Annotated in this window: 11 protein-coding genes and 1 tRNA gene; 7 read left to right on the top strand and 5 right to left on the bottom strand. The window is 53.2% G+C overall.

Annotation, left to right across the window (positions count from 1 at the left end):
- Nucleotides 1-52 precede the first annotated feature (52 nt).
- Together SPI6313_RS15860 and SPI6313_RS15855 are read left to right on the top strand one after the other, a co-directional pair.
- Nucleotides 53-1,657 (top strand): glycoside hydrolase family 3 N-terminal domain-containing protein, encoded by a 1,605-nt coding sequence (locus tag SPI6313_RS15860; protein ID WP_072621877.1) that lies wholly within the window; start codon nt 53-55, stop codon nt 1,655-1,657.
- A gap of 384 nt (nt 1,658-2,041) precedes the next feature.
- Nucleotides 2,042-2,305 (top strand): DUF4327 family protein, encoded by a 264-nt coding sequence (locus SPI6313_RS15855; RefSeq protein ID WP_072621876.1) that lies wholly within the window; start codon nt 2,042-2,044, stop codon nt 2,303-2,305.
- 212 nt (nt 2,306-2,517) lie between these two features.
- Here SPI6313_RS15855 and SPI6313_RS15850 read toward each other — a convergent pair whose 3' ends face one another.
- A complete protein-coding gene (locus SPI6313_RS15850) occupies nt 2,518-2,868 on the bottom strand; it encodes a hypothetical protein (RefSeq protein WP_072621875.1) in 351 nt (116 codons plus the stop codon).
- Nucleotides 2,869-3,062: 194 nt separating this feature from the next.
- Here SPI6313_RS15850 and cdf31 point away from each other — a divergent pair, with 194 nt between their 5' ends.
- Nucleotides 3,063-3,989 carry a CDF family zinc efflux transporter Cdf31 gene (gene cdf31 / locus SPI6313_RS15845; RefSeq protein WP_072621874.1) on the top strand — a complete coding sequence of 309 codons (927 nt, stop codon included), beginning with the start codon at nt 3,063-3,065 and terminating at the stop codon, nt 3,987-3,989.
- Between the two features lie 336 nt (nt 3,990-4,325).
- Here cdf31 and SPI6313_RS15840 read toward each other — a convergent pair whose 3' ends face one another.
- Nucleotides 4,326-5,450 (bottom strand): RNA-guided endonuclease InsQ/TnpB family protein, encoded by a 1,125-nt coding sequence (locus SPI6313_RS15840; RefSeq protein WP_072621873.1) that lies wholly within the window; start codon nt 5,448-5,450, stop codon nt 4,326-4,328.
- A 434-nt stretch (nt 5,451-5,884) separates the two neighbouring features.
- Here SPI6313_RS15840 and SPI6313_RS15835 point away from each other — a divergent pair, with 434 nt between their 5' ends.
- Nucleotides 5,885-7,123 carry a hypothetical protein gene (locus SPI6313_RS15835; protein ID WP_072621872.1) on the top strand — a complete coding sequence of 413 codons (1,239 nt, stop codon included), beginning with the start codon at nt 5,885-5,887 and terminating at the stop codon, nt 7,121-7,123.
- Nucleotides 7,124-7,606, top strand: coding sequence for a phosphohistidine phosphatase SixA (gene sixA, locus SPI6313_RS15830; protein ID WP_072621871.1), 483 nt, complete (start codon nt 7,124-7,126; stop codon nt 7,604-7,606).
- A gap of 171 nt (nt 7,607-7,777) precedes the next feature.
- On the opposite strand, the gene ilvN is transcribed toward sixA, so the two are convergent.
- The 3 genes from ilvN to SPI6313_RS15815 form a co-directional block, all read right to left on the bottom strand.
- Nucleotides 7,778-8,296, bottom strand: coding sequence for an acetolactate synthase small subunit (gene ilvN, locus SPI6313_RS15825; RefSeq protein ID WP_072621870.1), 519 nt, complete (start codon nt 8,294-8,296; stop codon nt 7,778-7,780).
- 201 nt (nt 8,297-8,497) lie between these two features.
- A tRNA-Cys gene (locus SPI6313_RS15820) sits at nt 8,498-8,568 on the bottom strand.
- A 92-nt stretch (nt 8,569-8,660) separates the two neighbouring features.
- Nucleotides 8,661-8,999, bottom strand: coding sequence for a hypothetical protein (locus tag SPI6313_RS15815; protein WP_175551162.1), 339 nt, complete (start codon nt 8,997-8,999; stop codon nt 8,661-8,663).
- 726 nt (nt 9,000-9,725) lie between these two features.
- On the opposite strand from SPI6313_RS15815, the gene hemC reads away from it, so the two are divergent.
- Both hemC and SPI6313_RS15805 read left to right on the top strand, forming a co-directional pair.
- The gene (gene hemC, locus SPI6313_RS15810; protein ID WP_072621868.1) at nt 9,726-10,691 is read left to right on the top strand and encodes a hydroxymethylbilane synthase; all 966 of its coding nucleotides are present in this window, start codon (nt 9,726-9,728) and stop codon (nt 10,689-10,691) included.
- Nucleotides 10,692-10,897: 206 nt separating this feature from the next.
- Nucleotides 10,898-12,325, top strand: a complete 1,428-nt coding sequence (locus tag SPI6313_RS15805) for an alpha-amylase family glycosyl hydrolase (RefSeq protein ID WP_072623179.1) — start codon at nt 10,898-10,900, stop codon at nt 12,323-12,325.
- Nucleotides 12,326-12,396 lie beyond the last annotated feature (71 nt).

Genomic DNA, 12,396 nt, shown 5'->3' with positions numbered 1-12,396 from the left:
GCATGGGGTGTAATTGTGATAGGCTGATCCCCATCGTTGGAGGTGTGGTGTGATGGATGGGGAACGCTTGCGATCGCAAATTGGCCAAATGATCGTCGTCCGGGCATCGGGGCATCTCCTCGACCACCAAATCCCCTACCCCCAATGGGAAGCCACCGCCGCCCAACTTCATCACTGGATTACCGATTGGCAGATCGGCGGCGTGATTCTCCTGGGGGGAACGGTGACGGAAGTGGCCGTTCGTACCGAGCAATTGCAAGCCTGGGCCGACACACCGCTACTGATTGCCGCCGACATTGAAGAAGGGGTGGGGCAACGGTTTGCGGGCGCGACTTGGTTCCCACCGCCCATGGCCTTGAGTGCGATCGCCGACCCCGCCCAGGCTGACCCATTGGCCACCCAGATGGGCGCGATCACCGCCGCCGAAGCCCTCAGCATCGGGGTGAACTGGATTTTAGCCCCGGTGGTGGATGTGAACAACAATCCCAACAATCCCGTGATTAACGTGCGGGCCTTCGGCGAAGATCCCGCCACCGTCGGGCGTTTAGCCGCTGCCTTCATCCAAGGCTGCCATCAATACCCCGTCCTCACCAGTGCCAAACATTTTCCCGGCCATGGCGATACCCAAACGGATTCCCACCTCCACCTCCCCAGCCTGACCCACGATCGCGATCGCCTCCAGCAGGTCGAACTTCCCCCCTTCCAAGCGGCGATCGCCGCCGGAGTCGATAGTGTCATGTCCGGCCATCTCCTGATCCCCGCCTGGGACGACACCGCCCCCGCCACCCTCTCCGCCCCGATCCTCACCGGCCAACTGCGGCAAACCTTGGGTTTTGAAGGCTTAATCGTCACCGATGCGTTGGTGATGGGCGGCGTGGCCAATTGGGCCAGCCCGGCAGAAGTGGCCGTGCAAGCCGTGGCCGCCGGAGCCGATATTATCCTGATGCCCGCCGACCCCGAAGCCGCAATCCTCGCCATCGCTGCCGCTGTTGAAACCGGACGCATTCCCGCCGCTCAGATCGCCGCCACCGCCGATCGCATCGCCGCCGCCAAAGCCAAACTCGCCCCCCCACCCACCGGGATGATCAGCGATCGCCTCACCACCCTCGCCAGTCCCCACGCCCAAACCACCGTCCACACCATCCTCCACCACTCCCTCCACACCCACGCCCTCGACGCATACCAAGCCCCCGAACCCGCCGCTCAACCGATCAATTTTGTCGTCGCCCATTCCCTGTTCACCTGCGACTTCCTCAGTCGCACCGCCCCGGCGATCGCCCTGCCCCAGCACCACGGCTACCAACTCCGCTGCCTCGAACCCGAACAACTCCTCGAATTTCCCTGGGACACCCTCCACACCCCCAGCCTGCTCCAACTCTTCATCCGGGGGAATCCCTTTCGCGGCACCGCTAGCCTTGCCCCCGCCATTCAAACACAACTTAAGGGTTTATTAAGAGACCAAAAGATCGGGGCCGCGATCCTTTACGGTAGTCCTTATCTGGCCCAATGGCTGATGAAAGACTGTCCACCCCAATTTCCTTGGGCATTTACCTACGGTCAGATGCCAAGCGCACAGCATATGGTGCTTGAGACCCTCTTTCCGTCTCAAAATCAAACCCGTTCAATGATTCAGGGCATTGGAGATGAATTTATATAATCTCTCTTAATCTATAATTCAACCCTTTTTCCTCTCCACCTTGAATAATCAACCTGCAAAACTGCTGTCGGCTGCAAAATAGAGCAAAAATCAAAGCGGGAATCGGCGTTGATCATCCCGTTAGGATCTTGCTGCTGTCAAAATCCACGTTAATGGGGCAATTGGGTTGATGGTGCTTCGGTTTCGGTGTTTTGTGGGTTTTTCGTAACACAGATAACTGAAATTGAAGCAGTGTTTTAGAATTCTTATCTAGCTGGGCAATTAATCTGTAACTCTCTATACTGAATGAGGATGCTTCTCTGGGTAGGAAACCTAAAATTTTCCGTACTACACCACCCAATTAGCTCTAGATATACCACCGCTAAGGCTTATTAAAGGTGAATTATGAGTGTAAATACATTAACGGCTCCCACTCCAGATGCAGAGTATGATGCTGGGCTCCACTATTCGGTTTCAATGCTGCAAGACGAAGCTCGTCAATTGGTCGAACGGGGCTTGGTGAGCCGCCAACAACCTATTTATGTGCTGTGCCAACATATTCCTGCCCGCGAATGGGTGTATGTGGAATGCGAGTTGGCGAAGTGTGAATATTTGCTGCGCGATCGCATCGTGGACTTGATCGGCGCACAATCTTGGGACAACGATTAAGCTCCCGGTCTAATCTGGGTTCTGAACGGATGCCGATTATTCTCCGACAGACCCTGTCTAGCGATCGCAACACCATGCCAGCGAAGAGTTATTAAGCCCAACCCAGTACCAACCAAGCTGGACTCAATTATCCCCCCTTGGAGAAGTCACACGGCTGCCATCAAAGCGCCGGCGTGACTTCTTCTCATCTTCGCCCTAGCCTTGATCGGATTCTAGGCTTCGAGTTGCTCACAATATTGATTCAGATCCTCAATCAGGCGTGTCAGTTCTGCCTCTGAACTCAGACGGATACGATCATCACGGAGGGTCACTAAAACCTTGGCAGCAAACGGACTGGGGTAGATATTGGGATTGCAAAACAGTTCGAGAAAGACCTCTCCTGTGTGGCAATAGTCGAGGGGGGGTTTGGACTTGGGACGCTTCCCTGGGCTACTGCTGTTGACAGTACTGGCTCTGAGATCTTGCATGAGGGAGGCGATCGCCTCTTGAATTGCCTGCACCGTTTCCGGCGGGCAAGTGAACGAAACAGAGCCTTCGAGTAAATTAATTTTCAGTTGGGGCATTGGAAACCAATAAAGTAGCGATCAAAGATAGCAGTCGAGAAACTCGATGGGACGGCAAACGGTGTCGCTCAAGTTAGGGAAATTACAACATGAATCACGTCCGTCTGTAAATCACAGAATCCACCCACTGGGCAAATCGACCCAGAAGTCTGCGACAATTTTCAACAAACTGGCTTCGGATCAGAATATTTATCATGGTAATGCAATCCCCACGGGATCAAGTTCGTTACGTGTTGATCCTCACCCTCGGTTTTAACCTCCTGGTCATGGCGATTAAAGCCGGACTGGGGTTTTGGACTGGGTCGTTGAGTTTACAAGCCGATGCGCTCCACAGTGTGACGGACAGCGCCAACAATGTGTTGGGTCTTGTGGCGAATCGCTGGTCTTCCCCACACCCGGATCGCGAACATCCCTATGGTCATCAAAAATTTGAGGCGGTGGGGGCGCTGGGAATTGCCGCATTTTTGGGCATTACCTGTTTTGAAATCCTGCGCTCGGCGGTGACGCGGCTTTGGCTGGGGGCGAGTCCGGTGAATGTGTCGGGGGGGGAGTTGTGGTTATTACTGCTGGTGTTGGGGATTAATATTTTTGTGGCGTTCTATGAACGGCGGGTGGGGCTGCGGTTGGATAGCCCGCTGTTGATTGCCGATGCGAAGCATACGATGAGTGATGTGTGGGTGACGATCGTGGTGCTGGCGGGGATGATTGGGCTGTGGCAGAGTCGAGTGTGGGATCTGCCGCAGTTGCTGTGGTTGGATATTGTGCTGGCGTTTCCGGTGGCGTTGTTGGTGTTTCGCAGTGGTTGGGAGGTGCTGCGGGATAATTTGCCGTGGTTAGTGGATGAGATTGCGATCGCACCAGAAGCGATTTATCAAGTCACCATGACGGTGCCGGGGGTGGTGAACTGTCATGACATTGCCTCACGGGGTTTGTTGGGGCGGCAGGTTTTTATCGAAATGCACATGATTGTTGAGGCTCAGGATGTGGAAACAGCCCACGAGATTACCGAAGCGGTGGAACAGGCTCTAGATGAACGGTTTGGCCCGGTGCGGGTGTTGATTCACATCGAACCGCCGGACTATGAATCGGAGCAGATCAGTTTTGGTCTGCAAGAATCATGATTTTTGTCTCGTGACAGCGTGTTCACTGATCACCCTCACTCCAAACCCCTCTCCCACGGGGCTACTGCTGATACACAACTTTCCCAGGTTGACCTAGCCTGCGCTTGATCCCTCTCTCCGTCAGGACAGCGAGCTAGAAGCTCGCACTCCAGAGGATTCCAGGCAGGTCGTGTGAGCCTCTGGCTCACTCATACTCGCTCCAGACTCGCAACCTGAGTGATACATAAGCAGTAGGCCCCGTGGGCGAGGGGCTGCTAATCTGGACATGGTGATTTCTGAACAAGCTTTACTTTACGTTGACTTACTCCCCCGTTTAGAAAACGGGGGATTCTGGGATCAAACAGCAATAGCAGGCAACGCCTGTCTGACATCACCTAACCCAATGGCTGAAGCCCCAGCCACTTTAATATTCATCGCCGCATTCTCATCCCGGTCATTCTCTGTCGAGCAACTGGGACACCGCCAATGGCGAGTCTCTAAATCCAGATGCTCCAAAATATGACCACAACTTGAACAGGTCTTGCTCGAAGGGAACCAGCGGTCAACATAGACCACCCGCTTCCCCTTCTTCGTCGCCACCCACTCCAGGATTTGCAGAAACTCCCGAAACGCCAAATCACTCACCTTACGCCCCCAAAGCCGCTGCATCGCCTTGAGGTTCAAGGTTTCAAAACACAGCACATCAAACTGATTCGTCAGTTGATGGGCTAACTTCCAAAACCAGTCCCGCCGTCGATGGGCAATATCTTCATGCTTGCGGGCTAAGTTCAATCGGGCACGTTCTCGATTCGCTGAACCCTTTTGCTTACGGGACAACTCTCGACTCGCTTTGCGAACCGAGTTAAGTGACTGCTTGAAGAACAAGGGGGCATCAATCTTGAATCCCTCAGAACAGGTCAGAAACGTCTTAAGTCCAAAATCAAAACCAGCAATGTTACCTGTCTCGGTTTTGACTTGGGGTTCTGACAGGGTATCTACCGTGACAATCATGAACAGTTCTCCCAAGGGAGTTCGTTTAATCGTCACGGTCTTGACCTTGCCCTCAATGGGGCGAGAGTTCCAATATTGATAGACTTTGTTCCCAATCCTGACCCGGTTGCCACCGAGGAATTTGTACCCAGCTTGCTTGAGGGTGAAGGATTTGTACTTTCGGGTCTTCTTAAAGTTTGGCAGGCGAACGCCTTTTTTGTTGTGTTTGAAGAACAGTTGATACGCTTTCTCAATTCGTTGGCAGATATCCTGTACGGCTTGAGAACCCACCTGCAACCACCAGGGGTTCCGTTTCCGAAGCTTGGCGATGTGTTTTTGCAGTCGGGCGCAGTTCAAGTGCTTGCCCCACATTCGGTAGTACCGTTTGTGGAGGGCAACACAATGGTTGTAGATACGCCCTGCGGCATTGATTGTCCGCTTGAGGTATCTATTCCGCTTATGCTGGTAGAGCTTGAACTTGAGCGTTTTCATGGTTGCTATGATACCTCGGTATCACGGCTGAATAAATTCAGCCCTTCGCTTATATCCCCCGTTTGGAAAACGGGGGCTTTACGCTTTACATTCGTAAAAGGGTTAGTCTGGGATCGGTATCAGGTTGAGTCGATAGTGAAGCGGGTTGGTATCCTGTGCCTAGGACTAACTACCGTGGGGCACAGGGGAAGTTATCCGCTTGGGGAGATTAGACCTCTGGCGGGGTTGGAGCAATCCGGCTCGGTTAAGTCCGGTCGATGAACCAAGAATCCCCGTCGCTGTCTTTGCGGGGAGTGTCACTTTAGAAACTTGAAGATACCGTATAACATGAAGAGAAGAAACAACTTCCTCGTTTTGATTGCTCGCCTAGCCTCCCTTTGACACCCATGACAATTCCCGGTTCTGCCAGACGGACACTCATCGCGCAAGCCATCATGCTGCTGAGTCACTATGGGTTTGACACCAAACCCCACACGACGGCGGAACGGATGGGCCATTGGCTTGATGCTTACGAAGCGGATTGGATTCGCACCGCGATTATCGAAGCCCTCTACCAAGGACGGTATAAAGCCGTTTCTGTAGAGCATATTCTCAGTCTTTGGCAAAAGCGGGGGCGGCCCTCTCCTCATTTCACCGGGGATTTTGAGCGGATTATTTGCCGCAAATTGCCGGAATGGTACATGAACATTAGCAGTGTTGAATCGGATGCAGCGGTGAATGAACCAGCGGCGGCCGAGTTACCCGTGTTTACGACCACACCATCCGCCCCCCCGGTATCCCTTCCCCCCGTCACCCCTGGGGTACAACGGTGGCGACAGTTAGCCCAGATTGGCCCAGGGACTGCCAATGGTGAAGGGATGATCGCTCGATTGCGATCGTTTGCCTATCTTGATGTTACGGCCCCGCCCCAAGTCTCCCCCACTGCGGTCGATGAGACGAGCGAATCCTCAGAAATGGAACCCGCAGACCTGAATGAGGGCGCGATCGCAGCGATCGCCGATCGTCCAGAAGACGTTGATCCCTCTGGTGAAGCCCTTATGGGTGAAGCGGATCGCGCTATTGACTGCGAGGCTGTTAACGGAGACGGGAATCCATGGGGGGCTGGGTTAGACCATGGGCAAGACTCAACAGCCGCGCTGGGTGCTGAACCTGAGTGCACCGAACCATCAGACCTTGAATTAGAAGACCTTGAACACGGGTTAATGGATGAATCAACCATTCAGGTAGAGGCTGATATTCCGTTAGGGGCTGAGTTCGAGTTAACCCCTGATTTAGAGTCTAACCCCGACGCAGTGCAGGATACTGAGAGTACAACGGAGAGCCTAACGGTAGTTGATCTAGAAGCAGCCACGGAATCCGAAGCCCTCACCCCGTCTCAGGTTGCGCCCTCATCCGATGGGGAAGGTGAGGACAGCGATCGCGCCATGCCCCCCACGGCTAACCTGCTCCTCCTGAGCCAACCCCAAACGGTGAAACCCCGTCCCACCCTCGACCTTCCCAACCCTAAACGCAACCCCACCTTTCGCAGTGGGATTCGCACCTTTGTTCCGACCGTGGAACTGTCGCCCTTCCTAACGCGATTGTTGTATTTTTATGTCACCTTGCCTACACCGGAAGCCATCGATCCCGCTTGGGCATCGGAACCGCTGCCGGTGTCCATCAAACGGAGTTAAATGCGTCTTTACCTGATTCGTCATGGGATAGCCGCCGATCGCGCCCGTTATTCTCAGGATGCCGAACGTCCCCTCACGGAGAAGGGACGCAAAAAAACCCAACAAGTCGCCCAACGACTCGTCCAGTTGGGCATCACCGTGGATGTGCTTCTCTCTAGTCCGTTGGTGCGGGCCCATCAAACGGCGGAGATTTTCCAACAGGCAGGACTGGCCCCCAGTGTTGATCTGTTTCCCCCGTTAGCACCGGAGGGGGATCTTAATCTGTGGGTCAATTGGTATACGGTGCAATCGTTGAATGCGATCGCCCTCGTCGGCCATCAACCGGATCTGGGGCAATGGGCCGAGCAACTGGTCTGGGGAAAGAGTAGCGATCGCCTCACCGTCAAAAAAGCCGGCATCATTGGCCTTCGCCTCAACCCCACCGGCAACCCCATCGGCAACGCGGAACTCGTTCTGCTCACCTCGCCAAAATGGTTGCTTTAACCCTTGCCCCCAGGAATCACAAACCGCAGCATCACAATTCCCCAAACCTGATCGAACAGTACAATCAGCGGCAGCAGCCCACTGTTGCCAATGGTTCGCGGCCAAACTGGGACAGTCCCCATGCAGCGCCGATCGATACGGATAGTGGCGGAACATCCGCTGCGAAGTCCCCTAAACTTTGGCTTCGAGCAACTTCAAATATTCCGTATTCACCCCAGATTCACGGGTGAGGGCAATTTTGCCCGTCCGGGACACTTCCCGCAAGCCGAACTTATTCAACATTTGAATCAACGCCACCAGCTTACCGGGATCGCCCACCACTTCAATCGTGAGGGTCTCATCGGAAATATCCACAATTCGCGCCCGGAAAACCTGAGTGAGTTCAATCACTTCCGCCCGATTGGAGGCCGAAGCATTCACCTTAACCAACATTAATTCCCGTTCGACACAGGGCGTTTGGGTAATGTCTTGAACTTTTAAAACGTTAATTAATTTGTAAAGTTGTTTCGTGAGTTGCTCAATAATTTGATCATCACCGGGTACAACCATGGTGATCCGAGAAATGCCCAGTTGTTCAGCCGGGCCCACCGCCAAGCTCTCAATATTGAAGCCCCGTCGGGCAAAGAGTCCTGCGATTCGGGTCAGGACTCCGGCCTCATCTTCGACCAAGACAGATAATGTGTGTTTCATGGGTGTTCAATCTCCCGCAATGCCAATCCGAAATATGCCTAGACAGTCCAGTGTAGTCTGTTTTTTGACTAAATTTATCCTGAACAAATAATGCAGACATTAAATGTAATCCATTGGAAACAACCAACATCCAAAGGCAACAATTATAGAACATTCTTGTTGCGATGGGATGGTTTTGGTGACTGTCTAAGCATGATGAAAAGGCGGCACCCGGATTCGAACCGGGGATAAAGATTTTGCAGACCTCTGCCTTACCACTTGGCTATGCCGCCGAATATCGCATTGCTGATCATAGCACGATTACGAACGGAAATGAGATCTAAACGTGAGATCTCATTTTCGCTCAAGCTGCGGTGTGGACGATTCAATCGAGTTGAATGCCGAGTTCTAAGATGGCACTGGTGTTGGATTCTGAGGGATGGGTGCGGAGCATAGCGCCAATGCGGTCAGAATGCCCAAACCGGAAATGAACGTCTTTGTCGTCAATTTTGAATTCACTAATGCCCGGCATTGTCGCGGTGGCGGGCAGGATGGTCAAGTTGTAGTCTTGTTCGCCGTAGCAGCGCACTTGGTTGGTGTTGCCCACGGCGATACATTGGAGGTTACCCATTTGTTCCGGTTCGAGGACGTTCACCCAATTGGTCTCTGCGGTGTCGTTGCCGTACCCAACCCCTTCAAAGATGTGCAAATTGGTGGGCTCCATGGTGGGAAATACGGATTGTGCTTGAGCCGCAGATCCCAGCAGTGAGGCAGTGGCTACGCTCAATAGGCCGAGGCAAAAGGCAGAAAATTGGTGCATCGTTCAGTATTGCTCCTGAGATTCGGGTGATCAACAAATGTGGATGGGTGTGAGGCATTTATAGGGTGCGATCGCAACAATCCATCCTCCTGAACGGATGAATACATGACCAAGCCCAAGGGTTACCGATCAAAAACACAGGACAAGCCGTGCGAGAATGCATCAATAGGGATGCAGGGGAATAACTATGCCCCTATTGATGCGATCGCGAAGCGGATCGGAAATTGCCAATGCTGCTGTATTTATCCCTTTTTATGATAGGAAATTTTGCATCTGTTGCCGTCTAAAATCATCATGACTCGTTGACAACGTTACAGAATGAGTGCCTCTGTTTACATTCCTTTGTTTTTCGTAACTTTTATTCAAAAAGAACGATGAATGTTGGGCGATCGCAACGGTTACAGCTTTTTCACTCAGGACCCTCACCCTAAACCCCTCTCCCACGGGGCGAGGGGCTGCTGATCTGGACATGATAATTTCTCAACACGCTCTACCCTCCTTTCCTTGTTCTTTCAAATTCCATGCCCCGGAATTTTCTGAATCTATTTTCAGCGGGGGTAATCCCTGCGATACTCTAGGTTAGGCAACTCAAATATTCAACTGCAATTTACGCATTCACGCTGACAGTCTATGACCGCATCCGTCTCAACCCCCACCCGCACTGTGCGCCTCGCCTCACGGAAAAGCCAATTGGCATTGGTGCAAACCTATTGGGTTAAAGCACAACTTGAACAGCATTTTCCCCACATCACCTTTGAAGTCGAAACCATGAGTACTCAAGGGGATAAGATTCTCGATGTGGCGCTTTCCAAAATTGGGGATAAGGGTCTGTTTACCAAGGAACTCGAAGTCGGCTTGCTCAACAATACCGCTGATTTTGCGGTGCATTCCCTCAAAGATTTACCGACCCGCTTGCCCGATGGGTTGATGTTGGGCTGTGTGACAGAACGGGTTGAGCCGGCGGATGCGCTGGTGGTTCATGCCCAGCATCAGGATAAGCAACTGGCCACGTTGCCCCCAGGTACGGTGATTGGCACGTCATCGCTGCGGCGTTTGGCACAGTTGCGCCACCATTTCCCCCATTTGGAATTCAAGGATATTCGCGGCAATCTTAATACTCGTTTACAGAAACTCGATAATGGGGAATATGACGCGATTATTTTGGCGGTGGCGGGGTTGGAGCGGTTGGAGATGAGCGATCGCATCCATCAAGTCATTCCCGGTGAAATTTCCCTCCATGCCGTCGGCCAAGGTGCGTTAGGCATTGAATGTCGTGATGGTGATCAAGAAATCCTCGATATTCTCGCCGCCCTCGAACACGCCCCCAGTAAAGCCTGCACCCTCGCGGAACGATCCCTATTGCGGGAACTCGAAGGCGGTTGCCAAGTGCCCATTGGGGTGAATAGCCGCATTGAAGGCGATACCCTCACCCTCGTCGGTATGGTGGCGAGTTTAGACGGTCAACAGTTGATCAAAAACACGATCAGCGGTCCTGTGGAGCAAGCGGAGCAACTGGGGGCAAATCTTGCAGCCATGCTCAAAGAACAGGGTGCGGGCGAAATTCTCGCTGCTATCTTTGCAGAAATCAATCGCTAACGGTGGACTGAATTCACCACCCGGTCATGGCTCGATGTGGGCTGGAAAAAGAGGGGTTTGTTGCTCAAGCCTCTCTTTTTTGAGGGTCTAGGGGGCGATCGCGTCACGATTCTTCGGGGATTTCCACGGCAAAATTTGGGCAGACGGCGGATACCCCCTAAGATTGGCCTAGTCAAGCCGAGGATTTTATCATCAGTTCTATGACGATCGCGATTCACACCCCTGACTGGGTTAAACACGCTGTTTTCTACCAAATTTTTCCCGATCGCTTCGCCCAAGGCCAACACCCTCATCAATCGTCTTGGCGCGGCGCTCTCGAATTCTGGCAAAGTCCACCCACTGATCAGGGCTATAAAGGGGGCGATCTGTGGGGTGTTTTAGAAAAGCTCGACTATCTCCAGGACTTGGGGATCACCGCCCTCTACTTCACCCCGATTTTTCAGTCCGCCTGTAACCACCGCTACCACACCCATGATTACTATCAGGTTGACCCCCTCCTGGGCGGGGATGCCGCCTTTCGAGCGTTGCGGAAAGAAACCCAAGCACGCGGGATCAAACTCGTCTTGGATGGCGTGTTTAATCATGCCAGTCGCGGTTTTTTCTATTTCAACGACATTTTAGAAAACGGCCCCCATTCTCCCTGGCTCGACTGGTTTAAGGTCAAAAAATGGCCCCTGTCTGCCTACGATGGCAACTATCCGGCCAACTATGCAAGCTGGGTGGGCAATCGTGCCCTGCCCCAGTTCAACCACGATAACCCCGATGTGCGGGAATACATCATGCGGGTGGGGGAATATTGGTTGCGCCAAGGGATTGATGGCTGGCGGTTGGATGTGCCGTTTGAAGTGACAACACCGGGGTTTTGGCAGGAGTTTCGCCAGCGGGTCAAGGCGATTAATCCAGAGGCTTATATTGTTGGGGAGGTGTGGCGAGATTCCCGGCAGTGGTTGGATGGGACGCAGTTTGATGGGGTGATGAATTATTTATTTACGGGGCCGACGTTGGCCTTTGTGGGGGGCGATCGCATTGACCCCGCCGTTGTGGAACTGCCGGACTATGACGTGTATCCGCCCATTGATGCCGCCCAATACGCCGCCAAAATGGCGGCCCTGATCGCGATCTATCCCTGGGAAATTCAACTCACCCAGCTTAATTTACTCGATAGCCACGACACGCCCCGCGCCCTGACAGTGTTGGGGGAAGATGCCCAGGCGTTCCAGTTAGCGACGCTGTTGATGTTGACCTTTCCCGGCGCACCCTGTATTTACTACGGCAATGAGGTGGGCTTGAGTGGAGCGATGGACCCCGATTGTCGGCGCGTTTTTCCGCCAGAGTCCGAGTGGAATCAGGAATTACTCGCCCAGCATCAAGGGTTGATTGCCCTGCGCGATCGCTTCCCCGCCCTTCGCACCGGAGACTATCGTGTCGTCGAGGCTAACGGCTCCCTCTACGCCTTTACCCGCAGTCTTGGCCCCGCTCAACTCTTGATCGCGGTAAATGTGGGACGGGAGGCGATCGCCATGCCACGCCCCACCGCAATGCAAAATTGGCCTGTGGTCTATGGTGCGCCCCAAACTGAGGATCAAATTACCCTTCCCCCTCAATCTGCCTGCATTCTGACGAATCAAGCCTAAACAAACCTAAACAAAAGCAAAACAAAAGCAAAACCCCCACATTTAAAAATGCGGGGGCTTTGTGGGGACTT

Origin of the sequence: Spirulina major PCC 6313, assembly GCF_001890765.1 — a bacterium.
Lineage (GTDB): Bacteria > Cyanobacteriota > Cyanobacteriia > Cyanobacteriales > Spirulinaceae > Spirulina > Spirulina major.
Note: the sequence above shows the minus strand (reverse complement) of the source record. Positions and strands in the feature narration are given on the sequence as shown.

Bases quoted from the DNA above. Each gene is read 5' to 3' on its own strand.
- SPI6313_RS15860 (WP_072621877.1), top strand. From the start codon at position 53: ATGGATGGGGAACGCTTGCGATCGCAAATTGGCCAAATGATCGTCGTC.
- SPI6313_RS15855 (WP_072621876.1), top strand. From the start codon at position 2,042: ATGAGTGTAAATACATTAACGGCTCCCACTCCAGATGCAGAGTATGAT.
- SPI6313_RS15850 (WP_072621875.1), bottom strand. From the start codon at position 2,868: ATGCCCCAACTGAAAATTAATTTACTCGAAGGCTCTGTTTCGTTCACT.
- cdf31 (WP_072621874.1), top strand. From the start codon at position 3,063: ATGGTAATGCAATCCCCACGGGATCAAGTTCGTTACGTGTTGATCCTC.
- SPI6313_RS15815 (WP_175551162.1), bottom strand. From the start codon at position 8,999: ATGGAGCCCACCAATTTGCACATCTTTGAAGGGGTTGGGTACGGCAAC.
- SPI6313_RS15835 (WP_072621872.1), top strand. From the start codon at position 5,885: ATGCTGCTGAGTCACTATGGGTTTGACACCAAACCCCACACGACGGCG.
- SPI6313_RS15840 (WP_072621873.1), bottom strand. From the start codon at position 5,450: ATGAAAACGCTCAAGTTCAAGCTCTACCAGCATAAGCGGAATAGATAC.
- ilvN (WP_072621870.1), bottom strand. From the start codon at position 8,296: ATGAAACACACATTATCTGTCTTGGTCGAAGATGAGGCCGGAGTCCTG.
- sixA (WP_072621871.1), top strand. From the start codon at position 7,124: ATGCGTCTTTACCTGATTCGTCATGGGATAGCCGCCGATCGCGCCCGT.
- hemC (WP_072621868.1), top strand. From the start codon at position 9,726: ATGACCGCATCCGTCTCAACCCCCACCCGCACTGTGCGCCTCGCCTCA.